This window comes from Streptomyces venezuelae (assembly GCF_008642315.1).
GTDB classification, from domain to species: Bacteria; Actinomycetota; Actinomycetes; order Streptomycetales; family Streptomycetaceae; genus Streptomyces; species Streptomyces venezuelae_D.
In genome coordinates this window covers 4,230,401-4,253,545 of record NZ_CP029192.1, presented here as the reverse complement: position 1 = coordinate 4,253,545, position 23,145 = coordinate 4,230,401, and the positions used below count along the sequence as shown (strand labels likewise).

Here is a 23,145-nt window from a genome sequence, read left to right as displayed (position 1 = left end):
GGGGGGAAGCGTGTCCAACAAGCGTGGCAGAGGTACTCGACTTCACAGCGGTACAGGCGAGAGGCGCGGCGACACTGCGCCCCACTCGCCGTCCCCGCGCGACCGGTGGCATGCCGGTGATCGCACCCATGCCCGCGGCGCGTCCGACCCGCATCCCGGCGCAGCGCGAGGGCGCTGACGACACGATGACCGCGGGCACAACAGTCGACCATCTCACCGAGACCTACCGCGCCCACTACAGGTCGCTGCTCGGCCTCGCCGCGCTGCTCCTGGACGACACGGCGTCCTGCGAGGACGTCGTGCAGGAGGCGTTCATCCGGGTGCACTCGGCGCGCAAGCGGGTGCGGGACCCGGAGAAGACGCTGGCCTATCTGCGCCAGACCGTCGTGAACCTCTCCCGGTCCGCGCTGCGTCGGCGCATCCTCGGGCTGAAGCTGCTCTCGAAGCCGATGCCCGACATGGCGAGCGCGGAGGAGGGGGCGTACGACCAGCTGGAGCGCGACGAGCTGATCAAGGCCATGCGCGGCCTCCAGCGGCGCCAGCGCGAGGTCCTCGTGCTGCGCTACTTCGCCGACATGACCGAGGCGCAGGTCGCCGAGACGCTCGGCATATCGCTGGGCTCGGTGAAGGCGTACGGCTCGCGCGGCATCGCGGCCCTCCGGGTCGCCATGGAGGCGCCGGCATGAGTGAGCGCAAGCGTGATGAGCAGGGCGGAATTGAGCGGCATGGCAGGAACGACGACGTGAACCACGGGCCCGTAGGCGATTCCGATCCAGGGGCCGATTCCGAGTCCGGGGCCGGGGCGGGGGCTGGTCCCGAGCCCGGTCGCGAGCCTGAGCCTGAGGCCGAGTCTGCGGCGGAGGCTGAGCCGGAGGCGGATGAGTCGGGGGCGGCTGAGTCGGGGGCGGCGGGGCCGGACGCGGGGTCGCAGTCGGATGCCGGTGCCGGTGCGGGTGCCCGTGATGTCGGCGGTGGCGGTCTGGATCGGCTTCGGGCCGTGGTCGGGGGCGGCTCCGAGAGTGAGCGCGGCTCCTCCGAAGGCACGCAGAGCACGCAAGGCGCGCAGGGTTACGAGGACGACCTCGGCTCCGACGAACTCGCACTGCGGCGACTGATGCGGCAGGCCGTGCAGGAGATCGAGCCGGGTGACCGCGCCCTCGACCATCTCCGCAAGGCAGTCCCCGCGCGCAGGGCCCGCAAGCGCCAGGCCGTCGTCGGTCTCGCCGCCGCCGCGCTCTTCATCGGCACCGCCGTCCCCGCGCTGGTGCACGTCACCACCTCCAACGGCGACTCGGACGACCGCACCTCGATCGCGGGCAACAGCCAGGACGCGCAGGGCGGCTCCGGCCAGGGCAAGGGCCCCGACGGGGGCGAGAAGGACGCCGGGGCGAAGCCCGACAAGTCCAAGGGCAAGGACAAGAAAGATAAGAAGGACAAGAAGGACGGCAAGGAGAAGGGCGGCACGGGCGGCGGCGGTACGGGCTCGCCCGACCCCTCCACCTCCGAGGCCGCAAGCTCGCCCGTCTGCGACGCCACCCAGCTCGGGGCCACGGGCAGCACGAACCCGGCCGACGCCAACGGTGCGGTCTACGGCTCCTTCCGCGTCTCCAACATCTCCGACAGCAGCTGCACCGTCGAGGCGGCGGGCGCCGTCGGCGCGGTGGCGCAGGGCGCGGCCGACCCGACGAAGGTCGGCGTGATCGACCACACGGCGGGCGACGCGGCGGCCGGACTGCCCGACCCGGCGCAGGAGGCCAGCCCGCTCGTGCTGCAGCCCGGCGCGGCGTACGAGGTGAAGTTCGCCTGGCTGCCGTCGGAGAAGTGCGTGTCGGACGGCGGGGAGCCCACGCCCAACCCGACGCCCTCCGAGGGCGGCGGCGGGACTCCGGAGGGCGGGACGCCCGACGGCATGGGCGCGCAGCTGGAGCGGTCGGACGGCGGCGTGGCCGACGGCAGCGTCGTGGTCTCCCTGACCGCTGAGGCGGGGGCGCCGACGGCGGGGACGACGATCACCAACGCGTGTGCCGGGACGGTGTACCGGACCGGGGTGCTGCCCGCTTCCTAGGGCCGGTCTACGATCGCGTACTGGTGACGGCGCGACCCGTCGATCGACCAGGCCTTTCAGCAGCCGACGCAGGGAGATGGGGAGCAGATGGCTCTCGAGGCGGGCCAGCGGGTGGTGCTGGCGGCGGACACCCCGCTGACCGATACGGCCGAGGCGGCAGGCCTCGTCGTGGGGTTCCTGTCCCTGGCGGCGGGCACCGGCGGCATCGTCGAGCGGGTGGTCGGCCACCAGGACGAGAGCGACGACGCGCGCGAGTACGAGCGGCTCAAGTCCCTGCTCGACTCCTACGGGCGCGAGATGCCCACGGAGAGCAGGAAGCAGCTCGAGGAGAAGGTCGGCTCGCTGGAACCCGCGTGGACCGCCTTCCAGGAGCGGGGGCCTCGTGTGAGCGTGCGGGTCCGCTTCGACAACGGGTTCATCCTGGATGGGGCCGACGAGGGCGTCTTCGTGCCTGCGTGAGCCGCGGGTGGGGTGTCTAGGCGGGAGCTTCGGTGCTGGGGGTGGTGCCGTTTTCGGTTCCGGCTTCGGTTCCGGTTTCGGGCTGGGTCTCGTGGGGTTCCGGGTCCGGGAGCAGGCCGAGACGGGCGTCGCGGGCGAACTCCGCCTCGCGGCGGAACAGCCGGAACCACATGAAGACGACGAAGCCGGCGAAGACGAACCACTCGCCGGTGTAGCCGAGGTTCTGGAACGCCTTCAGGTCCAGGCCCGTGTTGTTCGGCGCGGCGGCCGGGACCGCCTTCATGCCCGCGTCGGCCTTGTCGAGGGTGATCCACGCGTCGTACAGGTCGTCGCGCACGAGGTTGACCAGCGACGCCGAGCTGATCGCGCCCAGCTGGCCCTGGGGCAGGCCTCCCGCGGCGCTGACTCCGTTGGAACCCGGGCTCTCCGATGCCTGGAGTGCCCCCTTCACGGTGACCTCCCCCTTGGGGGCGGCCGGGGCCTTCGCGGTGCTCGCGTCGCCGGGCAGCCAGCCGCGGACCACGGGCAGTGACTTTCCGTCGTCGGTACGGAGCAGGGTCAGGACGTAGAACCCCTGCTTCTCGTCCAACTCACGATCCGGTACGAGGAGTTGCTTGCCGTAGCGGCCGGTTGCCGTGGCCTGCTCGCCGGAGGTTTCCTTGTCCACGGGGAGCAGGGAGCGGAGGGGGCGGGCCTTGGCGTCGCCGCCGCCCTCTTTCGCCTCCGCGGACTGTTCCTTCGCCTGCTCCTTGGCGGACTCGTGATCCTGTACGCGGTCCTCGAAGCGGCCGAGCTGCCAGGAACCCATGAAGATGCAGAAGGGGATGGCCAGCACGACGAAGACGTTGATTCCCCACCAGCGGGGCGTCAGCAGAAACCGGTACACACCTCCACGGTACGGGGCCCCTGCGGGGTGCCTGCTCCTGGGGTCCGCCAGGTCTCCGGCCGCGGGGCGGCTCCCCGTACGGGAGTCACTCCCACCCACCCGCCCGTTTACCCCGCACCGCAGGGTCGGCGTAGGGGCCCCGCGGCGCGGGGTGGCTCCCTCTGTCGTGGGGCGGCCTCCGCGTTCCGGCGCCCTGCCCCGCCGCTCCGCGGCGGATCGCTCCCACCCACCCGCCCGTTTACCCCGCACCGCAGGGTCGGCCTAGGGGCCCCGCGGCGCGGGGTGGCTTTCCCCTGTCGTGGGGCTGTCGGCGCGCTTCGGCGCCCTGCCCCGCCGCTCCGCGGCGGATGCTCCCCACCCACCCGCCCGTTTGCCCCGCACCGCAGAGTGAGCGTAGGAGCCGCGGTCCGCGGTGGTCTGTGCTTTTTCGCCGTTCCGCGGCGGCGCGCTCCCCCCCCCGCCCGTTCCTACCTGCACCGATCGGTGCGGGGTGAACGGGTGGGTGGGTGGGAGGGGTCCGACGAGGAGATTCGTGCGGGGCGTGGGCGTGGGCGTTACCTCAGGGGAGGTGGCGGGACGCGAAGTCGAGTTCCAGGGCGATTTGTTTGATGCGCTCGTCCACGACCAGTGACCCGTGCCCCGCGTCATACCGGTACACCTCGTGCGTCGCGCCCCGCGAGGAAAGACGGTTCACGTAGTTGTCGATCTGACGGATCGGGCAGCGCGGGTCGTTCACGCCCGCCGAGATGTAGACGGGCGCCTTCACGTCGTCCACGTACGTGAGCGGGGACGACGCGCGGAAGCGGTCGGGAACCTCCTCCGGCGTGCCGCCGAGCAACGTGCGGTCCATCGCCTTCAGCGCCTCCATCTCGTCGTGGTACGCCGTCACGTAGTCCGCGACGGGCACCGCCGCGAGGCCGACCGCCCAGGCGTCGGGCTGGGTGCCGAGGCCGAGCAGGGTGAGGTACCCGCCCCAGGAGCCGCCCGCGAGGACGAGCCGGTCGGGGTCGGCGAGGCCGGACGTCACCGCCCACTCCCGCACCGCCGCGATGTCCTCCAGCTCGATGAGGCCGACGCGGTGCTTGAGGGCGTCGGTCCACTCCCTGCCGTACCCCGTGGAGCCGCGGTAGTTGACGCGGATGACCGCGTACCCGTGGTCGACCCAGGCCGCCGGGCCCGCCGCGAAGGAGTCGCTGTCGTGCCAGGTGGGGCCGCCGTGCACCTCGAAGACGGTGGGCAGGGGGCCGGAGGAGTCGGCGGGACGCTGCACCAGGGCGTGGATGCGGCCGCCGGGGCCGTCCACCCACATGTCCTCCACCGGGACGGACTTCGGCGCCTTCATGCCGGGCGGGTCCAGGACCACGCCACCCGCCGTGGAGCGGACCACCGGCGGCTCGGCTGCCGACGACCACATGTACTCCACCGAGCCGTCGGGACGGGCCGTCGCACCCGAGACGGAGCCCGCGGGGGTGTCGATGCGGACGAGCTCCGCCGTCGCCAGGTCGTAGCGGAACAGTTCACCTCGGGCCTCGAAGCCGTGGGCCACCAGGAGCGCGGAACCGTCCGGATACCACTCGGCGCTCACGTCGCCCGGCAGGCCGAGCACCAGGTCGTTCTCCTCGCCCGACGCGACGTCCCACACCATCGGCTCCCAGCGGCCGCGCCGCTGGTGCCCCACGAGCAGCCGCGTGTCCCCGTCGACCGGGGCGAAGCCGAGGACCTCAAGACCCAGCTCGACCGTGCCGCCCTTGGTGTCGTCCAGCTCGGCGACGGTCGAGCCGTCGGGCCTGATCACGCGGAGGGCGGAGTGCATCGCGTCGCCGTGCTCCGTGTGCTCGACGGCGATCAGCGTGCCGTCGTGCGAGAGGTCGCCGACGCCCGCCGACTCCCGGTGGCGGTACACCTCGACCGGGGCGGGGCTGCCGGGGCGTACGACATGGATCGTCGAGCCGTCGTCGTCGGTCGAGCGGCCCACGACCACCGTCGCGCCGTCCCTGCCGAGGGCGAGACCTGCGGGGTAGGAGGCTTCGAGGCCCTGTACGGCGGGCTCGTCCGTGCCTCCGCCGAACGGCTGGCGCCGCCAGATGCCGAACTCGTCGCCGTCCGTGTCGTCGAACCACCAGATCCACTCGCCGTCGGGCGACAGCGCGCCGTCCGTGGTGCCGTTCGGCCGCTCCGTCACCTGTCGCTGGGTGCCGGTCGTCCTGTCCCACGCGTACAGCTCGTACGTCCCCGTCGCGTTGGACACGAACAAGGAACGCTCCGGAGCGTCCTCCGCCCAGTCCGGCAGGGACACCCGCGGCGCCCTGAACCGCTTCTCCCAGTCCGGCATGTCAGACATGTCCCGCACATCCGGCGCGGAAGACTCCGCTCCCGTGACGTTCCCTGCACCCGGCCCGCTCGTCGCACCCGTCTCGCTCATGCCCCCATACTGCCTGTCCCCGCCGACAAACCGCTGGCGGGATTCCCCAGCCTGTGGATAACTTTTCGACCATGTACTCCAGGACACCCGCAGACTGGCGCGAGACCAACCGGAGGCGCTGGGACGAGAGGGTTCCGCTCCACCTCGCCAGCGACTACTACGCCCTCGACGCCTTCCGGGCCGGCCAGGACCCGCTGCGCGGCCACGAGCTCGCCGAGGTCGGCGACGTACGCGGAAAGTCCCTGCTGCACCTTCAGTGCCACATCGGGCTCGACACCCTGTCCTGGGCGCGGCACGGCGCGTCCCGCGTGGTCGGGCTCGACTTCTCCGAACCCGCCGTCGAGGCGGCCCGCGAGCTCGCCGCCGAACTCGGCCTCACCCCGGAGCAGGCCACGTTCGTCGCCGCCGACGTGTACGACGCGGTGCAGGCGGTGCCCGACGCCGCGTACGACATCGTCTACACCGGAGTGGGCGCCCTCGGCTGGCTCCCCGACATCCAGCGCTGGGCCGAGACCGCCGCCTCCCTGGTCGCGCCCGGCGGGTTCCTCTACCTCTCCGAGTTCCACCCGCTCACCGACGTCCTGGACGACGCCACGGGCTCGCGCGTCGAGCACGACTACTTCGCGCGCGACGCCTGGATCGACGACGCCCCCGGTGGCTACGCGGACACGACGACCCCCACCGTCCACAACCGCACCGTCGAGTGGCAGCACCCGATCGGCGACGTCGTCTCCGCGCTCGCCGCCGCGGGCCTGCGCATCGAGTTCCTGCGCGAACGCGACGAGACCCTCTTCGAGCGGTTCGGCGCGCTCGAACTCCGCGACGGGGCCTACCGCTTCCCGGCGGACCGGCCCCGCATCCCCCTCATGTACTCCCTGCGGGCGAGCCGACCCGGAGCCTGACCGTCGGCTACGGCATGGGTGAAGGCGGCCGCAGCCAGCCCTCCTGCCGCGGCGCGAACTCGCCCAGCTTCGTCCAGTCCCACGCCTGCAGCACCTCCCGCCCCTGGTCGTCGTCCGGCCTGATGACGGCGACGACGACGTCCGACGTGTGCCGCGTGAGGAGCAGTGCCCGCATCCGGTACGCGACGTCCGAGCCGCGCTCCAGGGGCGCCACCATGACCTCGCTCAGCAGGAACACCCGTCCCGAAGCGGTCTGTTCGACCACCGCGGGGGACAGGACGTGGCGGAACGCCTCCCACCACTCGCCGCCCCGCTCGGCGCGGTAGCCGTAGAGGCAGCCGACCAGGTTCCCCGCGACGTGGGCCACCACCATGTCGAAGTCCGTCTGCTGCACGTCGTGTTCGAAGCGGCGCAGGAAGGCCTGCCGGACGCCGGAGCCGGCACCGCCGCTCGTGTCCGCGTGAAGGCCGGCGTACAGGTCCGCATAGAGGTCTGCGACGGCCTCCCGCTGCCCCTCCCCCTGCCAACGGCTCAGCCGCCGCAGGAACATCTCCGGCATGTGCGCCTCCCGCCCCGCCCCGTTGGGGCGACTCCCCCTGCACCCAGAATCCGCATGGTGAGCTTAATCCTGGAAGTACTGGGAAGGCGGCACTATGGATATCCATACCGTGCCCCCGAGCGAAGGTGAACCAGTGAGGACACCCACACAGTTGACTGCGGCATCTGTACAAGAGGAAGCGCCCGCGGCCGCCGCTCCTTGGGAAGAGATGTCCAGCAGCGAGCTGCCGTGGGTCGAGGACGCGGGAAGCGTCGCGCCCAAGGACGCGCGGGACCTGTCGAAGATCTTCTTCGACCGGCTCCAGGTCCTCGAAGAGGGCACGCACGAATACCAGTACGCGCGCAACACCCTGATCGAGATGAACCTGTCGCTGGTGCACTTCGCGGCCGGCCGGTTCCGCGGCGGCAGCACCGACATCGACGACATCGTGCAGGTCGGCACGATCGGGCTGATCAAGGCCATCGACCGCTTCGACCTCTCCCGCGAGGTCGCGTTCAGCACCTTCGCGCTGCCGTACATCTCCGGTGAGATCAAGCGGTTCTTCCGCGACACCACCTGGGCCGTGCACGTCCCGCGCCGGCTCCAGGAACTCCGCGTCGACCTCGCGAAGGCCAAGGAGGCGCTGGGCGCCGAGCTGGACCGCGAGCCCACCGTCCGGGAACTCGCGGACCACCTCGACCTCACCGAGGAAGAGGTCAACGACGGCCTCGTCGCCGCCAACGGCTACACGGCGGGCTCCATCGACGTCCCCGTCAGCCAGGACGACGGCTCGCAGGGCCGTGACTACGCCGACGTGCTCGGCGAGGACGACCCCGCTCTCGACCTCTTCGAGGACCTGCACGCGCTCGCCCCGCTCATCGAGCAGCTGAACGAGCGTGAACGGCACATCATCGAGATGCGCTTCGGCCAGGAGATGACGCAGGCGCAGATCGGTGAGGTGCTCGGGATCTCCCAGATGCACGTCTCACGGCTGCTGACGCGCACCCTCGCCAAGCTGCGCTCCGGGCTGCTCACTGAGCACTAGCGCTCACGTAGGGGAAGTAGTAGTCCGCCGGCGGGCCCTGCGGCGCGTGTGGCGCGTGCCCAGGGTGGTGGCTCAGCGTCTCTTGCGGGAAAAGGCCATGAGGAGACCCGTCGGCTCGGTGGCGCCGGTGGCGCCCGGGTTGTCGCGAGGGAGCCTGCGCGGGCTCCCATGAGTCACCTCCCGTCCGGACATCGGCCTGAGCCGGAGCGGCCGCCGCCTGGGCGGGGGCGCTCTCCGCGTAGGAGAGCTCCTGCACCCTGAGCGCCAGTGCCGACAGATCGCAGCCCAGCTGGGTGGCGAGCACGCTGGGGTTCACCCCCTCGTGCCAGCCCCGGACCAGCAGATGGTCCATCGGTGCGGTCCACGCGACGGCGTGGGACACCGCCGTGGGGGCCGCGACCTGCACGTGCGGGGGAGGAGCGACCTGCTCCGGTACGACCCGGGGCTCGCGCGTCTCGCGCGGTTCGGGTACCTGGGGCACCTCGGACACCTCGGGCGCCCTACGAGTCTCGCGCGGCTCCGAGGGCATCTGAGGCTGCGGGGCCTCCCGTGTCTCTCGTGCCTCGCGCGTCTCCCGAGCCTCCTGCGTCGCCGGAGCCGGTTCCGAGTGGGCGGGCTGTGGCGCGTACGCCGCCGGAGCCGTCGCCTCGGCCGCCTCGGCCGCCAACTCCAGCGCGTTGGTCGCCAGATCGAGCGCCTCCTCGCGGTTCACGGACTTGCGTGCCGTACGGACGTCGCGCTCCGGAAGCCCGAGCACGTGCGCCGCTCCCGTGTCGCTGCCGATGGTGACGGCGAGGGCCGCCAGCACGCGGTTTCTGCTCCTTCTCAGCTCCTCCAAGGTCAACTGCGCGTCCACGACACGCTCGTTGGCTTCGCAATACATGTCTGCGAGCACGGCATGTCGCTCAAGCCGGTCCCTGAGTTCCATGACCGGCTGAACGGATGAACGTCTTTGAAGGAAATGGCGTTGCCCGCCGAGTACTCCGGTCGGCCCTACTTCTCCTATCAGCGGGTGGGTCATTCGTACTGTCCGGAGAACGGGAGAACCGGAGAACGGGAGAACCGCTGAACCGTCAGCCGCACGTCGGCGGTCAGCGGGCGCGGTGACACCGCCGCCCTCGCCTCGGCCACCGTCTGCCGGGCGAGACACCGCAGCACCGTCTCCGGCGAGGCGTCCGGCCGCAGGGCCAGCGTGATGCGGGCGCGCAACCGCCGCGGACCTCCGCGCAGCCGCACGCGTGCGTGGGCGACGCCGTCGATGCCGCGCGTCCGCTCGGCCATCGCCGCCGCCAGCGCGGCCCCGGACAGCGTGACGTCGGGCTGCCCGAGCGGCAGTTCGCGCAGCCGCCCGCGGCGCACCTGGACCCACGCCCACCCCAGGAACAGGAGTACGCCGACGGAGAGCCCGGCGATCACCGTCGGCGTCCACCAGCCCTGGTCCCGCCACCGCCCGAGCTGCTCCCCGTCGATCCACACCCGGTCGGAGCCGAGCCGGGGCACGTCCGACGGCAGCCGGTCGCGTACGACACCGGTCGCGGACGCCAGCCCAGCACCCGCGCCCAGGAGCGCCGCTCCGAGACAGAGCAGGGCGGTGCGGTTGACGCCGGCACGGAAACGGCCTCCCTGTGGTCGGGTCATTTCTCGCCCTCCCGCGCGGGCGCACTGCGCTCCGGCGCACGCCACCCCGGCTCCGCACGCAGCCGGATCCGCAGCCGCGGCGTCCGCGCCACCCCGCACGACGCCAGGACCCGCTCCGCCGTCTCCGTCAACGCCTCGCGCGCCGGATCGAGTTCGCCGAAGGCGAGCCCGGCGCGCACGGTGACCCTGCGGCGTCCGACGCGGACCCGCGCGCGCGTGATGCCGGGCAGGCCGGACACGGCTTCCCGCAGCAGCGCCGCCACCGTGCTCCGGTCGACGACCGCGTGGACGTCGGGCAGCGGCGGACGCATCGGGAGCCGGCCGCGGAAGCCCGGCGTGACGGCGAGGACCATCAGCCACACGCCGAGACAGAGCACCGCGAACGCGGCCGCCGCGCCGGGCCACACGCCCCGGTGCGGCCCGTGCGTGGCGAGCCACTCCATGAGGTCGGCCCGCCACCGCGCGGGCGTGCGCCCCGCCGCGTGCACGGCCAGGACGTCGTACAGGAAGACGCCGCAGACCGCGGCGGCGACGAGCGCGGCCACCGCCACGGGCACGCGGCGCGCGGACCACGGCCGCCGCGCCCGCACCCCGCCCTCGGCCCACGCCGCATCCGGCTCCCCGGCCTCCGCCGCCCGCACGCGCAGCTCGCGCACCCGCACCCGCGCCGACGGCACGGCGAGGCCGGTGAGCCGTGCCGTGCGGTCGGCGACGTGCGACCGGACGCGTTCGCCGGACTCGTCGAGCACCGCGGGATAGGGCAGCGTCACGGCGACGTCGACCCGCGCCCTGCGGCCCCGGACCGACGCCGCACTCCGGTCCGTGCGCACCTCACCGGGCGCGAGCGCCTCCGTGGCGGCCCGTCCGGCGATCCGCCGCACCGCGCGGTCGGCGACCTTCGTGGCGCCGCGGTCCGCCGCGGGGACGCTCATCGCCGCCCCCGGCCCCGGCCGCCGAGGAAGCCCCGTACGTCCGTGCCGTCCTCCACGAGGCGACCCACGACGAAGCCGACCGCGCCGAGCGCACCGACCAGGAGGAACGCCCCGAAGCCGCCGAACCACGCGGCGAACCCCAGGGCCATCCCGGCGACCAGTCCCACCAGAGCTGTGCTCACCCCTACTCCACGCGCGTCTCGCCGGCGGAGTCCGCGCTGTCGTCGTCGGGCAGTCGTACGTCGTTGACGGCGACGTTGACCTCGACGACCTCGAGCCCGGTGATGCGCTCCACGGCGGCGATGACGTTCTCCCGTACGTCATGGGCGACGTCGGTGATGGGCACGCCGTACTCGACGACGATGTCCAGGTCGATCGCGGTCTGCCGCTCGCCGACCTCGACCTTCACGCCCCGCCCGACGTTGGGACGCCCGCCGGGGACGCGGTCGCGGACGGCGCCTATCGTGCGCGAGAGCCCGCCGCCCATGTCGTACACGCCGGGGATCTCCCGCGCCGCCGTTCCGGCGATCTTCACCACCACCACGTCGGCGATGGACGTCTTGCCGCGGGTCGCGGCCGGTTCGGTGGCCCCGGTGCGTCCCGTCACGGTCGTGCTGCCCGGCACGGTCTGCACGGCGCCGGTGAGGTACTCGTCGCCGCGTGACGCCGTGGCGGCCGTCTTCGAAGTGCTCTCCTGAGTCGCCATGAAAGGCATCTCCTCGTCGTCAGGTCGTCGGGGACTGCTCACCCCTATGACCCGTGTGCCCCGGATCCGTTACGCGCCGCACGCGGATTCTTTTCCGCCGATGGACCGGTGGACGCACCCGCGTCGCGTAACGCGGGTGGTCCGCCGCGTGTCGTAGGTGTACGACTGGAGCGAGAGGAGCCACGTGTGCCGCGCGACGACGGGTTGCTGGCCGTACGGGCCGCCGAGGGCGACGAAGAGGCCTTCGAGCAGCTCGTGCGCCGTCATGCGCCCGGCCTGCTGCGGCTCGCCACGCGTCTCCTCGGGAGCCGCACGGAGGCCGAGGACGCGGTGCAGGACTCCTTCGTGAGCGCCTGGCGCAAGGTGCCGGAGTTCCGCGGGGACGCGCAGTTCGGCACCTGGATGCACCGCATCGTCACCAACCGGTGCCTGAACGTGCTGCGGGCCCGCCGACCCGCACTCGACCTGGGCGAGGTGCCCGAACCGCAGGCTCCGGAGCACGAGGCGTCCCCGGCCAGGGTCGCCGAGTCGCACGCGGCGGTGGCGGACCTCGGCAGAGCGATGGAGGGACTGTCCCCGGAACAGCGCGTGTGCTGGGTGCTGCGCGAGCTCAACGGCCTCCCCTACGACACCATCGCCGAGACGGTGGGCATCAGCCCGGAGGCGGTCAGGGGCCGCGTCTTCCGGGCGCGGCGCCATCTGACGGAGGCGATGGCCGCATGGCGGTGAACGAGGAGCACGGGCCGATGACGGACGAACCCATGGTGGACGGACCCAACGAACTGCTCCCCTGCGGCCGCGAGCTGTGGGACGTCTGGGAGCGCGCGGAGCGCGGCGAGCGCGATCCGCACGCCGAGGCGTGCCCGCACTGCTCGGAGGCGCTGCACACGCTGTGGCGCCTGGAGGACGTCGTGTCCGCCGCCCGCGAGCGGGACGACGAGGGCGACGCGCGGGAGTACGAGTCCGCCGCGTCCGCGCTCGTCGGCCGCGTCATGGACGTGGTCCGCCTCGAACTGCGCCCGGGCCGCACGCTGCCGCTGGGCGAGGCGGCGGAGGACCTGTGGATCGTGGAGGCCGCCGCGGCCAGGACGGTCCGCGCGGCCGCCGACTCCCTGCCGGGCGTACGGGCGGGCAGCTGCCGCATCGAGGCGCTCTCCCAGGAGGAGGGCGGCGCTCCCGCGGGCCGGTGGCCGCGCGGGCCCGTGCACATCCGCACGGAGGTGGCGGTGGCCCTCACCTGGAACCTGCCGGAGGTCGCCGAGCGGGTGCGCCGCGCGATCCTGGAGGCGGTGGCCACCGAACTGGGCATGCGCGTCGCGGCCGTCGACGTGACGGTCGCCGACATCCTCGACGAAGCCGCCGACGACGGCGGCACCACGGAAGGACGGCTCCCGTGACGGAACGACTCGCTTCCAGCGCCGCACTGGCCGAGGCCGTCCAGGAGGCCGTCCTCGGCACGCCGGGCGTCGCCTTCCTGCGCCCGGGCCTCGCCGACCTCCTGCGCGCCGCCGCTCCGCTGCGACGGAGCGCCACCGTGTCGCCGCGCTCCTCGGCGGTCCGCGTCAGCCGGGACAGGGGAGGCGCGGGCTGGCATGCGGACATCCACGTCGTCCTGCGCCGCGGCCACCGGACCCTCGACGTCACCCGCGAGCTGCACGCCGCGGTGACGGAGACGCTGGACCGGCTGACCGGGGAACTGTCACGGGTCTCGGTGACGGTGACGGGACGCGTCTAGGCGAACGTCACGTCGCCCGTCGTGTCGGCGAGGGTCGTCACCTGTGCAGTACGGGAGTCCACCGAGGTCATCGCCACGGTGACCGAGGCGGTGGTGCCCTTCTGGACCCCTCCGGTGAAGGCGTGCCGCCAGGTGTGGGCCGTGGCGGTGCCGTCACAGGTGCCGTCGAGGATCTGCTCCCTGGAGGTGCTCGACGTCGCCGTCTTCGGGACGGGCAGCCCGGGGAGACCCAGCCACGTGTAGACGCCGGACACCGTCTGCTTCTCGTCCGCGTTCAGCTCGCGCTCCTGCCGCGTCCGCAGCGTGACCCTGAGCCGTACGGGCCCGCGGACGCCCTCGCACGTGTACGTGCCGGTGACGACGGCTTGCGTGCCGTCGGGGGTGAGCCGGGCCGTCCGCTCCAGGGTGACCTCGTGCCGGTCGGCGGCTTCGGCCGTGCCGGGCAGCAGCGCCGTCGCCGCGGCCACCGCTGTCACGAGGACTGATCTGACGTATCGCTGCACCGTGGGGACCGGCCCTTCCGGAGGGGAGTGGGGTACGACCTCATGCAACCCCGTCCCGGCCGGAGCGCCCGGTAGCCACACGGGTACGTGCGGTGTCCACCGGGGCGTGGTTCACGCGGCCAGCGGTACGCGGGCCACGATGCACTTGCCGCCCTCGGGGAGGCGTGTCACGGACACGTCGTCGGAGAGATGGCACACGGATGGCCAGCCGTGTCCGCCGCTCACGAGGAGGCTGGTGCGCGGGCGGGACCGCGGGACCACGTCGCTGCCGTCCTCGACGGCGATCTCGACGAAGCCGGGCCGCACACGGCACTCGAATCCGCGCAGGCCGCCTCCGTGCCTGAGCGCGTTCGTGACCAGTTCGGAGGTCACGAGGACCGCATCGTCGACAGCCATCTCACTGGCGTCGTTGTGCCCCTGGCGCAGCAGTGCGCGTACGACATCCCGGGCGGCGGCCGGGGTCCGGGGGCGGGTGAGGATGCGGGTTTCCTGCGTGCTGTCGGTTGTCACAGCGCATCACTCCCACCGATGGTGTGGGGACCGTTCCCTCTTCGGTTGCCCGACGAGTCCGTCGCCACACACGTTGTCCGGGCGGTTCGCCCGGTCGGCGCCGCGCGGGCGCCGCCGGGCGGGTGATGCCGGTTGCCCGGATCAGCCGTTGTGGGAGCCGTTGCCCGAGAGCAGCGGGATGTCGCTGAGGATGTGCGACAGCGGCTCGTCCCCCTTGGCCTGGGTCGAGTTCTCGGTGCACTGCTGGTTCTGCGGCGCCGAGAGGATCGGGATGTCCTGGACGGCGATCGGCACGAGGCCGACCAGCGAACCGACGTTGGCCTTGGCGGGCAGGCCGATGCAGGGCTTGTTGAGCGAGCCCTGGACCAGGGACATCTGCGGGCTCATGTTGCCGTGCGTGGCGGAGTTGCCGAAGACCTGCTCGGCACCGTTGCCGCTGACCGAGGTCGTGCCCGTGTCGTCACCGATGGCCATGGCCTGCGGGGCGGCGATACCGGAGACACCGGCGACGGAAGCGGCGAGGGCGGCCGTCGCGAACAGCTTCTTCATGGTGATGGGGTTCCCTTCGAAGAGAGGCTCCGCTGCGGAGCCGCATGGTGATCAACTGAGTGGTGCGGCAGCGGTTGCGGTCAGTGCCCCGTTCGGCCGATTAGTGTGCTGAACGTCAGGAGCAGGCGACCTTGTGTCCCCGGAAGGCGGTCTGGCGGGAGAGCGTCGGCGGGTCGGCGGGGGCGGCCGACGTCTTGCGGCCGGTCAGGGCGCGGTCCCGGTTGAGGGTCTTGAAGACCTTGTCGGCCTTGGGCCTGTCCCATTCGAGGGTGGCGCCGACGCCGTCCTGCGGGGCGCTGAATCCGGCGACGGGGACGGTCGTGAACTCGGTCGCCGCGGGGGAGAGCCTGCGCAGGGCGAGGGTGAGCCGGGTCAGCCGGCCGACGGTGAAGCCCTGGTCGACGCGGGTGGAGCCGAGCACGGTCCTGGCGAGCCGTGCGGTCCTGCGCGGGTGGGCGAACGAGCGGTCCGCGGAGAGCGTCCGCAGTGCGCCGACCAGGAAGCGCTGCTGGCGCTGCATGCGTCCGAGGTCCGCGCTGCGGTCCACGTGCCGGGAGCGCACGTACTGCAGGGAGCGGCCGCCCGACAGCCTGTGGGTGCCGGGCCTCAGGTTCAGCCGGGTCGCGTGGTCCTTCAGGCGGCGTTTCGTGCAGACGCGGACCCCGCCCGCCTCGTTCACGCCGTCGATGAACCGCCTGAAGTCGATTTCCAGGTAGTGGTTGATCCGGACGTTCGTCATCTGCTCGACGGTCCGTACGGCGAGCCGGGGGCCGCCTGCCGCGTAGGCCGCGTTGAGCTTGGCGGGGCGGACCGGGCCGCTCTGGCCCGTCTTCTCGTCCAGGTACTCGGGGAGGGCGGTGCGGGAGTCCCGGGGCAGGCCGACGACGCTGACGCGGCGGGCGTTCGCCGACACATGGACGAGCATCATCGTGTCGGCGCAGTCGCAGCTTCTGTGGCCGGTGGAGAAGCGGCGCCTTTCGGATTTCGAGAGTCCGGCTCGGCTGTCCGTGCCGAGCAGCAGGATATTCGTACCGGGTCCGTCGTTCGGACGATTCTTCATGCCGCCGAAGACATCGATGCGTTGTGCAGGGAGAGGTGCGGCCGCCGCGGTGATGCCGGTGAGGGCGGCGGCGAGTGCGAGCCCCATGGCGACGATGCCGAGTCGCCGCACGGCCCGTTTCCTGCCAGGCGTACGAGAAGCCGTCCCCATGCTTTTCTCCGCGAATTGGGTAAGAGGGAAGAGGAACCCTGAAACCGTAAACCGGACGACATGTCAATCCGTTTCCCGACTCGCGACGAGGACATATGACTGACCGCGCAGGACCGTGGAGGCGGCAAGGTGTCATTCCGGTGAGCAGACAGTCCCCGGACTGCCGCACGGACCCCATCTACGCAGCACTGCACAGGAAATGGCGGGAGCAGGGCAGAACGCTGCCCGGACGTCCCGATCCCGAATGGACGGCACTCGTCGACCGCGATCCCTGGCCCCGCGACTGACAGCAAAGCGGGCCGCCGAGGAGAGAATCGGCGGCCCGCTGAACCGGGTTCGTGCAATCAGTCGTTGTGCTCGCCGTTGCCCGAGAGCAGCGGAATGTCGTTGAGGATGTGCGAGAGCGGCTCGTCGCCCTTGGCCTGGGTTGAGTTCTCGGTGCACTGCTGGTTCTGCGGCGCCGAGAGGATCGGGATGTCCTGGACCGCGATCGGCACGAGGCCGACGAGCGAACCGATGTTGGCCTTGGCCGGCAGGCCGATGCAGGGCTTGTTGAGCGAGCCCTGGATGAGCGCCATCTGCGGGCTCATGTTGCCGTACGTGGCGGAGTTGCCGAACTCCTGCATGGCGTTGTTGCCGCTCATCGTTTCGGTGCCGCCGTCGTTGCCGATGGCGAGAGCCGTGGGAGCCGCGGCGGCCGACATGCCGACGACGGAAGCCGTGACCGCAGCGGCGGTCATAACCTTCTTGAGCACAGGATTTCCCTTCTGAGTGTGCCCCCGTCCAAGGAGCACCCTGTGCAACTGCCGGAGCAATGAGGGGTTCCTAGGGTTCACCCCGGTTCACTCCAATGGCCTATTCGGCGGTGCTCCGGTGGCAGTACGGCGATTGCCGAAAGATCCGATGGAGTGAACGACCGGAACCAAACGCCGCAGGGCGAGTTGAGCAGCTCGCTGTAACCTGAGCGCCTGCCAGAAAAGGAACATCAAATGCTCAAGAAGGCAATGGCAGCGGCCGCGGTCGCCGTCTCTGTCGTCGGTATTTCCGCCGCCGCTTCGCCCGCCGCGATGGCCATCGGTGACGACGGCGGCACCACGTCGCTGAGCGGCAACGACGCCAAGCAGTCGTTCGGCAACTCCGCCACCAAGGGCGACATGAGCCCGCAGCTGTCCCTGGTTCAGGGCTCGCTGAACAAGCCCTGTGTCGGTCTGCCCGTCAAGGGCAACGTCGGCGCCCTGGTCGGCCTCGTGCCGATCGCCGTCCAGGACATCCCGATCCTGTCGGCGCCGCAGAACCAGCAGTGCACCGAGAACTCGACCCAGGCGAAGGGCGACGAGCCGCTGTCGCACATCCTGGAGGACCTGCCGATCCTCTCCGGCAACGGCGAGCACAACGGCTGATCCGTCGTACCGCAGTAATTGCTCGGGCCGCCCGAATTCCTTCCTCCTCGGGCGGCCCGGGCTTTTTTCGTGCCCTGCGGTCGCAGTCGAGTGAACTTCCGAAAATTGTCAACTCCGCGGTTTCCTGAGCGTCCAACGCTCGTTGACCAGGACTCAGGTCGCCGTTCAGGCGTGACCCGAAAGAAGGGAAAGCTGTGAAGCTCAAGAAGAGCGCAACGATCATTGCCGGCGCCGTCATGGCCCTGAGCATGGGCGCCCCGGCGTTCGCCGACGCCGGCGCGGAGGGTGCGGCCGTGGGCTCCCCGGGCGTCATCTCCGGCAACAACATCCAGGTGCCGGTCCACGTCCCCGTCAACGTGTGCGGCAACACCGTCGACGTCATCGCGCTCCTGAACCCGGCGTTCGGCAACCAGTGCGCCAACGACTGACGTAGGCGCCCAGCTGTTCCTGCTGCGCCTCAGCCGGCCCCGGCAGCCTTCCCGGCGCCGGGGCCGGCTTCCCCCTCGGACAGAGAAAGACCACTAGATTGCGACAGGCCCTCAGCAAAGGAATGCTCTCCGCCGCGGCCGCCACGAGCATCCTGTCCCTGTCCGGCGCCCACGCGTTCGCCGCCGGTGAGGCGAACGGGCAGGCGGCGGACTCGCCAGGCTTCTTGTCGGGCAACAACGTGCAGGCCCCGGTGGAAGTGCCGGTGAACGTCTGCGGCAACAGCGCGAACGGCGTGGGGGTCGGCAACCCGGCCTTCGGCAACTCGTGCGGCTCCACCTCGCACTCCCACTCCCACTCCCACTCCGGGCCCCAGGCGCCGAGAGGGGCGCCGAGCGCCCCGAAGGCCGCCTCACACACGACCGACGACGACGCCGCCCGTCCCGCGGGCCCCACGGGGACCACCGGTTCCTCGACCGGTTCCGCCGCCGTCGGTGACGCCGCGCACTCGCCCGGCGTGCTGGCGGGCAACAACGCGAAGGCCCCCGCCGACGTGCCGGTGAAGGCCTGCGGCAACACCGTGGACGTCGTGGCCGCCCTCTCCCCGGCGATGGGCAACGGCTGCGACGCCGAGGCCGGCACCCCGCACCACCAGCAGCCCCCGTCCAGCACGGTCCCCCCGGCCGAGCACGCCCCGGAGGCCCCCGAAGCGGACCCCCGGGCCATGCCCCCGGGCCACCCGGACGCCCCGAAGCACTCCAGGGTGTCCTCGTCCACGACGCCGGACCACGCGCCGCACGGCGGCCGCGAGTCGCGGCCCGTCCACGCCGCGTCGGTCCAGGGCGACCGGCTCGCGGCGACCGGAGCGGACGACGAGCTGCTCGGCGCGGCGGGAGCCAGCGCGGCCCTGCTGCTCGGCGGCGCGATTCTGTACCGGCGCGGAATGGCATCCTCCCGGCGCTGACCGGGAATTGGGGGGGGGCGGGCACGGCAATACGCCGGCAGGGAAGCAGACGGAATTGCTTCCCTGCCGGCGCAAGGGAGGTAGAGACCGGCCTCTTTGAATGTCGCTGACCCACGGCATAAGAGCCGACGGCTGGTGGAAAGCGACCCGGCCTGTCCCGTGAAGCGCATTAAGTGCATCACCGCGCGGCCCGCGCGGGAAGAGCCATTCACCCATTCGCCCGCGGTGTCACTCATAAGAGAGCCGCTTTGGTGGCTCGGCTTCGGTGGAGCGATCACGGACACGGAAGCCGAGCCCGGTGGCGTCGGCGCGTCACCTGAACCGAGGCTAGGGCCAACGGAGTTGGGCCCCGGGCCGCCACGCCCCCGCGCGCCCCGGTGCCACCCGTTCAGCGTGCGGCCGCCGCCGTCCGGCGCGTGTGCTCGTCGTCCGACTGGACCGGCGGGGCCGCCCTGCGTCCGCGCCGTACGTGCCGCTCGACGCCCCGCACCAGACGTTCGGCGGTGAACGCGGCGCCGTACACGAAGCGCATGGCGGGTCCGAAGCTCGACGCGGTGGTCAGGCCCGCGAGGAAGAGCCCGGGGTGCGACGTCTCGAAGCGGTCGCTGACGTAGGGCGTGCCGTCCGAGAGGCGGCGCAGGCCGTCCCGGAGCTCCGGGGGCAGCACGCCGATGCGGTCGGCCGTGGCCCGGAAGCCGGTGGCGGCGATGATGTGGTCCGTCGCGAAGCTCAGGCCTCCGCCGCCGACGGCGACGGTGTGCACGCGAACGCGGCCGCCGACGGACTCGGCCGACGCGATCCGATGGCCGACCCGCACCTCGACCCGCGGCTCGACGCGGTCCTTGATCCACCACGCCCCGGCCGGGCCCAGCGCGTCGGCGGCGACGCGGGCGCGGGCCGGTTCGGGGAGCAGCCGGAAGAGGCCCGGGGTGTCGGCGTAGAACTTGTTGCGCCAGCCGCAGCCGAGGCCGGTGTGCGGGGCGCGCAGCGACTCCCGCCACGGCCGCCGCCAGGCGGGCGGCACGGTGTTCCAGTCCACGCGCGGGGACCGGGCGAGGATCCGCACCTTGGTGCCCTGTTCGGACAGGAGCGCGGCGGTCTCCAGCGCGGCCTGCCCGGCGCCGAGCACCGTCACGTCCCGGCCGCGGAAGCGTGCCAGGTCGGCGTGGTGGCTGCTGTGCGAGACGCGCTCGGCGCCCAGGCCGCGGACGGCGCGGGGGATCTCGGTGAACGGCAGCACGCCCACGGCGAGGGCCACCGCACGCGCGCGGTGGGCCTCGCCGTCCTCGGTCCGCGCCTCGTAGCCGCCGGGGAAGGGCCGGACGGAGGCGATGAGGCGCTCGTCGACCCGCGGGGAGGCCTGCTCGGCGAACCAGAGGCCGTAGGACGCGAAGTGCTCGATGGGGAGCGGGCGGCCGTGCTCGGCGGGCAGGCCCTCGCGGGCGCAGTACGCGGCCAGGCCGAAGCGGCCCGCGGGGTCGGACAGGTCGGACGCCCACGGCTCCGACTTCAGGAACATGCCGCGCGGCATGTTGTCCCGCCAGGACGCCATGGGCCTGCCGAAGATCCGCACGTCCAGGCCGGCCGCCGCGGCGTGCGAGGCTACCGAGAGGCCGTAGGGGCCCGCTCCGACAATCAGCAGGTCATGCATCGGTGACTGCTCGCTCTCTGTTGGGCGTGCCGGGGAGGACGGCGGGCGCGTGCGCGCGCGCCCTGATCGACAGGGACGTCAGGATGCGGCGGGCGCGGTGGCGCAGGCCGTCGCCGAGCCGTCGCACCACGTGGCGGCGCCACAGGCGGCGCAGGGTGGCTCCGGGGGCCGGGTCGTCGTCGGCGTGCCAGGCGAGTTCGCCGGCGGGGGAGGGGCGGGCGCCGGGGCGGGCGAGGGCGCGCAGGGCGGCCAGTGGGGCGTAGTTCTCCACCAGGAACGTGCGGCCCGGCAGGGGTTTCGGGGCGGGGGGCGCGCGATGGGTCAGGTCGAGGTGCAGGGCGCGTACGACGTCCGTGTCCGCGCCGTCGGTGAAGAGGCGGAACTGCGCGCCGGGCCGCGGGTTGAAGTCGATCAGGTGGAAGTCGCCGGTCGTGGCGTCCCTGCGGAAGTCCAGGTCGAAGATGCCGCGGTACTCCAGGGCGGCGACGACCTGCGCGGCCGCCGACCGCAGCGCGGGGTTGTCCGCCCACTCGCCGCTCACCGTGAGTCCCGCCGATCGCGGCCAGGAGCGGTGCTTGCGGCCCGTGCCCCCGGCGCGTACGACACCGTCGCGGCCCGCGCAGCCGTGCACGAACCAGTCCGCGTCGCGGGCGCCGGGCACGAAGGCCTGGAGGAGCAGACGGCTGCCCGCCTCGGCGCGGCGCTCGAACAGTTCGGAGGCCTCGTGCGGGGAGCCGATCACGGTGGTGCTGCGCAGGCCGGTGTCGCGGGGCAGCAGCCACGGGCGGCTCCACTTCGCGACGGCGGGGGACCCGAGGCGGTCGACGGCGCCCGCGGCCTCGGCGGCGGACTCCGGCGCGAGCGTCGTGGGGTGGGCCACGCCCGCCTGCGCGCAGACCTGGGCGAGGCTCGCCTTGTCGGCGACGCGTGCGGCGACGTCGCCCGCCGTGCGGGGCAGCAGGAAGCAGTCGGTGAGCTCCTCGTACAGGGCGCTGACGGCGAGGGCGCTCGCGTCGTCCAGGGGGATCAGCACGGCGGGCCCCGAGAGGCGCCGCGAGACCCGCCGCAGCACGGCGGCGACCTCGGCGAGCGACGCGCCCGGCATGGGGGGCGCGTGCATCCGGTGGAGGTAGCGGGAGCGCTGCACGGGGCTGCGCCGGTCGTCGGCGACCAGGTGGACCTCGACGCCGGCCCGCCCCAGCGAGCGTACGGCGCCCAGCGTTCCGTGGTGAAAGGGATTCCTGTCGATCCGCAACAGGACCGCAGGAATGCGTGTATCCAGAGGCTGCAACGTCACCCTCGATTGTCGATCGCCCATGCGGGCGATGTGGTGGAACACAGGATTAGAAGCACGATTGGCGCAATAGAAATACATATGACGGAGTGTCAGTGAACTGACCGGTCGAGCAGGGCCGGAGCCCGGAAAAAGAGGAGCAGACATGGGACCACACACCCCACAACGTCTTCGACGCCGTGGACGTGTCGCTTTCATCGCCGCGGGGGTGGTTTCGTCGCTCGCCCTGGCCGCGGTGCCGGGAAATACGGCGGGTGCGGAACGCGACGGGGAACCACCGGGAGATGTCGCAGCGGCCCCCGCATTCGGCGCCTATCTGGATTACGGCCCCCGCGGGGTCGAGCGGATGGCCGAACTCAGCCATTGGCTCGGCGGGGCCGAGCTGCGCGTCGGTCACACGTACCTCCCGGGCGACCGGTGGAGCAACATCGAGGGTGCCCCGAACTTCCTCGAGAAATGGGCCGAGTGGCGCAAGGCGAAGGACAACAGGCTTTTCGTCCTCAACGTCCCGATGCTCGAGAGGAACGAGGAGGGCGTCGGCGACACCGAGGTGGCCGGGATGCTCAAGAGAGGCGCGACGGGCGCCTTCGACGAGCACTTCCGGGTGCTCGCCAAGCGCCTCGTCGACCTGGGGGTGCCGGACACGGTGGTCGTGCTCGGCTGGGAGATGAACGGCACGACCTACACCCATCGCTGCGGTCCGGACCCGGAGTCCTGGAAGAAGTACTGGAACAGGATCGTCACCACGATGCGTTCGGTACCGGGCCAGAAGTTCCAGTTCGACTTCACGCCCAGCAGGGGCCGGGACGCCGTTCCGTGGACGAATTGCTATCCCGGGGACGACACGGTCGACATCATCGGAATGGACTCGTACGACCAGCCGCGCGGAATGTCATTCGACGAGCAGGTGAAGGAGCCCTATGGACTCCAGCACCACGTGGACTTCGCGGCGGCTCACAAGAAGCCCATCTCGTATCCGGAATGGGGTCTGTTCCGCAACGGCGACAACGAGGAATACATGCGCCGCATGCTGGAATGGATGAAGGAGAAGAAGCCGCTGTACAACACCGTCACCGACTACTGCCCGCACGGCGTGTGGCAGTGCAAGGACAATCCGGAGTCCGCGGAGATCTACCGCAAACTCCTCTCCGGCCGCGACACGGCACCGACCAACCCCGTGAATCCGCCCAATTGTTCGCCGGTCGACCTCGGCCACTGGGTCGAACAGTGGCTGGGCGGCAAGCTGTGCCTGCGGTTCGACTGGTGGAAGGACCCGAAGAAGTCCTGACCCCCGGCGGGTCCGCGGTGGT

The 23,145-nt window shown here is 72.0% G+C and carries 28 protein-coding genes; 13 read left to right on the top strand and 15 right to left on the bottom strand.

All coding sequences use genetic code 11. The annotated features are described in order from the left end of the window. Positions 1-23: 23 nt before the first annotated feature. From DEJ48_RS18315 to DEJ48_RS18305, 3 genes are all read left to right on the top strand, one after another. The gene (locus tag DEJ48_RS18315) at positions 24-686 is read left to right on the top strand and encodes a SigE family RNA polymerase sigma factor (protein WP_079075189.1); all 663 of its coding nucleotides are present in this window, start codon (positions 24-26) and stop codon (positions 684-686) included. Positions 687-997: 311 nt separating this feature from the next. Further along, on the top strand, positions 998-2,065 hold the full coding sequence (locus DEJ48_RS18310; RefSeq protein ID WP_150217228.1) for a hypothetical protein: 1,068 nt from the start codon (positions 998-1,000) through the stop codon (positions 2,063-2,065). Positions 2,066-2,152: 87 nt separating this feature from the next. Then, on the top strand, positions 2,153-2,524 hold the full coding sequence (locus tag DEJ48_RS18305) for a hypothetical protein (RefSeq protein ID WP_150217227.1): 372 nt from the start codon (positions 2,153-2,155) through the stop codon (positions 2,522-2,524). Between the two features lie 16 nt (positions 2,525-2,540). Here DEJ48_RS18305 and DEJ48_RS18300 read toward each other — a convergent pair whose 3' ends face one another. Both DEJ48_RS18300 and DEJ48_RS18295 read right to left on the bottom strand, forming a co-directional pair. Next, positions 2,541-3,410 carry an SURF1 family protein gene (locus tag DEJ48_RS18300; protein ID WP_150217226.1) on the bottom strand — a complete coding sequence of 290 codons (870 nt, stop codon included), beginning with the start codon at positions 3,408-3,410 and terminating at the stop codon, positions 2,541-2,543. Between the two features lie 559 nt (positions 3,411-3,969). Then, on the bottom strand, positions 3,970-5,742 hold the full coding sequence (locus DEJ48_RS18295; RefSeq protein ID WP_223832490.1) for a prolyl oligopeptidase family serine peptidase: 1,773 nt from the start codon (positions 5,740-5,742) through the stop codon (positions 3,970-3,972). 161 nt (positions 5,743-5,903) lie between these two features. Between DEJ48_RS18295 and DEJ48_RS18290 the strand changes: the two genes are divergently transcribed. Further along, positions 5,904-6,734 (top strand): class I SAM-dependent methyltransferase, encoded by an 831-nt coding sequence (locus tag DEJ48_RS18290; RefSeq protein WP_150217224.1) that lies wholly within the window; start codon positions 5,904-5,906, stop codon positions 6,732-6,734. 7 nt (positions 6,735-6,741) lie between these two features. Here the strand turns inward: DEJ48_RS18290 and DEJ48_RS18285 are convergent, their stop codons facing one another. After that, a complete protein-coding gene (locus DEJ48_RS18285; protein ID WP_150217223.1) occupies positions 6,742-7,293 on the bottom strand; it encodes a hypothetical protein in 552 nt (183 codons plus the stop codon). A gap of 208 nt (positions 7,294-7,501) precedes the next feature. On the opposite strand from DEJ48_RS18285, the gene DEJ48_RS18280 reads away from it, so the two are divergent. Then, a complete protein-coding gene (locus DEJ48_RS18280) occupies positions 7,502-8,317 on the top strand; it encodes an RNA polymerase sigma factor SigF (RefSeq protein WP_150217222.1) in 816 nt (271 codons plus the stop codon). On the opposite strand, the gene DEJ48_RS18275 is transcribed toward DEJ48_RS18280, so the two are convergent. From DEJ48_RS18275 to DEJ48_RS18255, 5 genes are all read right to left on the bottom strand, one after another. Next, the gene (locus DEJ48_RS18275; protein ID WP_150217221.1) at positions 8,304-9,212 is read right to left on the bottom strand and encodes a hypothetical protein; all 909 of its coding nucleotides are present in this window, start codon (positions 9,210-9,212) and stop codon (positions 8,304-8,306) included. The two genes, DEJ48_RS18280 and DEJ48_RS18275, sit on opposite strands and share 14 nt — an antisense overlap. Before the next feature lie 122 nt (positions 9,213-9,334). Then, positions 9,335-9,955: an alkaline shock response membrane anchor protein AmaP gene (locus DEJ48_RS18270; RefSeq protein WP_150217220.1), complete on the bottom strand. Its 621-nt coding sequence runs from the start codon at positions 9,953-9,955 to the stop codon at positions 9,335-9,337. Beyond that, a complete protein-coding gene (locus tag DEJ48_RS18265) occupies positions 9,952-10,887 on the bottom strand; it encodes a DUF6286 domain-containing Asp23/Gls24 family envelope stress response protein (RefSeq protein ID WP_150217219.1) in 936 nt (311 codons plus the stop codon). Before DEJ48_RS18265 ends, DEJ48_RS18270 begins: the two co-directional genes overlap by 4 nt. Then, the gene (locus DEJ48_RS18260; protein ID WP_150217218.1) at positions 10,884-11,069 is read right to left on the bottom strand and encodes a hypothetical protein; all 186 of its coding nucleotides are present in this window, start codon (positions 11,067-11,069) and stop codon (positions 10,884-10,886) included. The genes DEJ48_RS18265 and DEJ48_RS18260 overlap by 4 nt, the downstream gene beginning before the upstream one ends. Before the next feature lie 2 nt (positions 11,070-11,071). Further along, entirely contained in the window at positions 11,072-11,593 is a 522-nt protein-coding gene (locus tag DEJ48_RS18255; RefSeq protein ID WP_223832091.1) for an Asp23/Gls24 family envelope stress response protein, read from the bottom strand. Positions 11,594-11,779: 186 nt separating this feature from the next. Here DEJ48_RS18255 and DEJ48_RS18250 point away from each other — a divergent pair, with 186 nt between their 5' ends. The 3 genes from DEJ48_RS18250 to DEJ48_RS18240 are packed head-to-tail and all read left to right on the top strand — an operon-like array spanning position 11,780 to position 13,328. Then, entirely contained in the window at positions 11,780-12,322 is a 543-nt protein-coding gene (locus DEJ48_RS18250) for an RNA polymerase sigma factor (protein WP_150217216.1), read from the top strand. 17 nt (positions 12,323-12,339) lie between these two features. Next, entirely contained in the window at positions 12,340-12,990 is a 651-nt protein-coding gene (locus tag DEJ48_RS18245; RefSeq protein ID WP_150217215.1) for an Asp23/Gls24 family envelope stress response protein, read from the top strand. Continuing rightward, positions 12,987-13,328: an Asp23/Gls24 family envelope stress response protein gene (locus tag DEJ48_RS18240; protein ID WP_150217214.1), complete on the top strand. Its 342-nt coding sequence runs from the start codon at positions 12,987-12,989 to the stop codon at positions 13,326-13,328. Before DEJ48_RS18245 ends, DEJ48_RS18240 begins: the two co-directional genes overlap by 4 nt. Here DEJ48_RS18240 and DEJ48_RS18235 read toward each other — a convergent pair. From DEJ48_RS18235 to DEJ48_RS18220, 4 genes are all read right to left on the bottom strand, one after another. Then, entirely contained in the window at positions 13,325-13,804 is a 480-nt protein-coding gene (locus DEJ48_RS18235) for a hypothetical protein (protein WP_150217213.1), read from the bottom strand. The two genes, DEJ48_RS18240 and DEJ48_RS18235, sit on opposite strands and share 4 nt — an antisense overlap. Positions 13,805-13,942: 138 nt before the next feature. Further along, positions 13,943-14,341 (bottom strand): ATP-binding protein, encoded by a 399-nt coding sequence (locus DEJ48_RS18230; protein ID WP_150217212.1) that lies wholly within the window; start codon positions 14,339-14,341, stop codon positions 13,943-13,945. A gap of 141 nt (positions 14,342-14,482) precedes the next feature. Beyond that, positions 14,483-14,890 (bottom strand): rodlin, encoded by a 408-nt coding sequence (locus DEJ48_RS18225; RefSeq protein ID WP_150217211.1) that lies wholly within the window; start codon positions 14,888-14,890, stop codon positions 14,483-14,485. Positions 14,891-15,005: 115 nt separating this feature from the next. Next, the gene (locus DEJ48_RS18220; protein WP_223832090.1) at positions 15,006-16,061 is read right to left on the bottom strand and encodes an LCP family protein; all 1,056 of its coding nucleotides are present in this window, start codon (positions 16,059-16,061) and stop codon (positions 15,006-15,008) included. A gap of 179 nt (positions 16,062-16,240) precedes the next feature. Here DEJ48_RS18220 and DEJ48_RS18215 point away from each other — a divergent pair, with 179 nt between their 5' ends. Then, a complete protein-coding gene (locus DEJ48_RS18215; RefSeq protein WP_223832089.1) occupies positions 16,241-16,387 on the top strand; it encodes a hypothetical protein in 147 nt (48 codons plus the stop codon). A 57-nt stretch (positions 16,388-16,444) separates the two neighbouring features. Here DEJ48_RS18215 and DEJ48_RS18210 read toward each other — a convergent pair whose 3' ends face one another. Next, positions 16,445-16,855, bottom strand: coding sequence for a rodlin (locus DEJ48_RS18210; protein WP_150217208.1), 411 nt, complete (start codon positions 16,853-16,855; stop codon positions 16,445-16,447). Positions 16,856-17,089: 234 nt separating this feature from the next. Here DEJ48_RS18210 and DEJ48_RS18205 point away from each other — a divergent pair, with 234 nt between their 5' ends. The 3 genes from DEJ48_RS18205 (at position 17,090) to DEJ48_RS18195 (ending at position 18,890) form a co-directional block, all read left to right on the top strand. Further along, on the top strand, positions 17,090-17,500 hold the full coding sequence (locus DEJ48_RS18205; RefSeq protein ID WP_150217207.1) for a rodlin: 411 nt from the start codon (positions 17,090-17,092) through the stop codon (positions 17,498-17,500). Between the two features lie 236 nt (positions 17,501-17,736). Then, positions 17,737-17,928, top strand: coding sequence for a chaplin (locus DEJ48_RS18200; protein ID WP_150221251.1), 192 nt, complete (start codon positions 17,737-17,739; stop codon positions 17,926-17,928). 98 nt (positions 17,929-18,026) lie between these two features. Beyond that, on the top strand, positions 18,027-18,890 hold the full coding sequence (locus DEJ48_RS18195) for a chaplin family protein (protein ID WP_190537467.1): 864 nt from the start codon (positions 18,027-18,029) through the stop codon (positions 18,888-18,890). 388 nt (positions 18,891-19,278) lie between these two features. Here the strand turns inward: DEJ48_RS18195 and DEJ48_RS18190 are convergent, their stop codons facing one another. Together DEJ48_RS18190 and DEJ48_RS18185 are read right to left on the bottom strand one after the other, a co-directional pair. Continuing rightward, positions 19,279-20,541, bottom strand: a complete 1,263-nt coding sequence (locus DEJ48_RS18190) for an FAD-dependent oxidoreductase (RefSeq protein ID WP_150217206.1) — start codon at positions 20,539-20,541, stop codon at positions 19,279-19,281. Next, a complete protein-coding gene (locus DEJ48_RS18185; RefSeq protein WP_223832489.1) occupies positions 20,534-21,832 on the bottom strand; it encodes an ATP-grasp domain-containing protein in 1,299 nt (432 codons plus the stop codon). The genes DEJ48_RS18190 and DEJ48_RS18185 overlap by 8 nt, the downstream gene beginning before the upstream one ends. 148 nt (positions 21,833-21,980) lie before the next feature. Between DEJ48_RS18185 and DEJ48_RS18180 the strand changes: the two genes are divergently transcribed. Beyond that, positions 21,981-23,123, top strand: coding sequence for a glycoside hydrolase family 26 protein (locus DEJ48_RS18180; RefSeq protein WP_150217204.1), 1,143 nt, complete (start codon positions 21,981-21,983; stop codon positions 23,121-23,123). Positions 23,124-23,145 lie beyond the last annotated feature (22 nt).

Coding starts and splice junctions, on each gene's coding strand:
- DEJ48_RS18295 (WP_223832490.1), bottom strand. CDS start 5,742: ATGCCGGACTGGGAGAAGCGGTTCAGGGCGCCGCGGGTGTCCCTGCCG.
- DEJ48_RS18265 (WP_150217219.1), bottom strand. CDS start 10,887: ATGAGCGTCCCCGCGGCGGACCGCGGCGCCACGAAGGTCGCCGACCGC.
- DEJ48_RS18245 (WP_150217215.1), top strand. CDS start 12,340: ATGACGGACGAACCCATGGTGGACGGACCCAACGAACTGCTCCCCTGC.
- DEJ48_RS18200 (WP_150221251.1), top strand. CDS start 17,737: ATGGCCCTGAGCATGGGCGCCCCGGCGTTCGCCGACGCCGGCGCGGAG.
- DEJ48_RS18305 (WP_150217227.1), top strand. CDS start 2,153: ATGGCTCTCGAGGCGGGCCAGCGGGTGGTGCTGGCGGCGGACACCCCG.
- DEJ48_RS18205 (WP_150217207.1), top strand. CDS start 17,090: ATGCTCAAGAAGGCAATGGCAGCGGCCGCGGTCGCCGTCTCTGTCGTC.
- DEJ48_RS18280 (WP_150217222.1), top strand. CDS start 7,502: ATGTCCAGCAGCGAGCTGCCGTGGGTCGAGGACGCGGGAAGCGTCGCG.
- DEJ48_RS18180 (WP_150217204.1), top strand. CDS start 21,981: ATGGGACCACACACCCCACAACGTCTTCGACGCCGTGGACGTGTCGCT.
- DEJ48_RS18290 (WP_150217224.1), top strand. CDS start 5,904: ATGTACTCCAGGACACCCGCAGACTGGCGCGAGACCAACCGGAGGCGC.
- DEJ48_RS18270 (WP_150217220.1), bottom strand. CDS start 9,955: ATGACCCGACCACAGGGAGGCCGTTTCCGTGCCGGCGTCAACCGCACC.
- DEJ48_RS18190 (WP_150217206.1), bottom strand. CDS start 20,541: ATGCATGACCTGCTGATTGTCGGAGCGGGCCCCTACGGCCTCTCGGTA.
- DEJ48_RS18285 (WP_150217223.1), bottom strand. CDS start 7,293: ATGCCGGAGATGTTCCTGCGGCGGCTGAGCCGTTGGCAGGGGGAGGGG.
- DEJ48_RS18225 (WP_150217211.1), bottom strand. CDS start 14,890: ATGAAGAAGCTGTTCGCGACGGCCGCCCTCGCCGCTTCCGTCGCCGGT.
- DEJ48_RS18255 (WP_223832091.1), bottom strand. CDS start 11,593: ATGGCGACTCAGGAGAGCACTTCGAAGACGGCCGCCACGGCGTCACGC.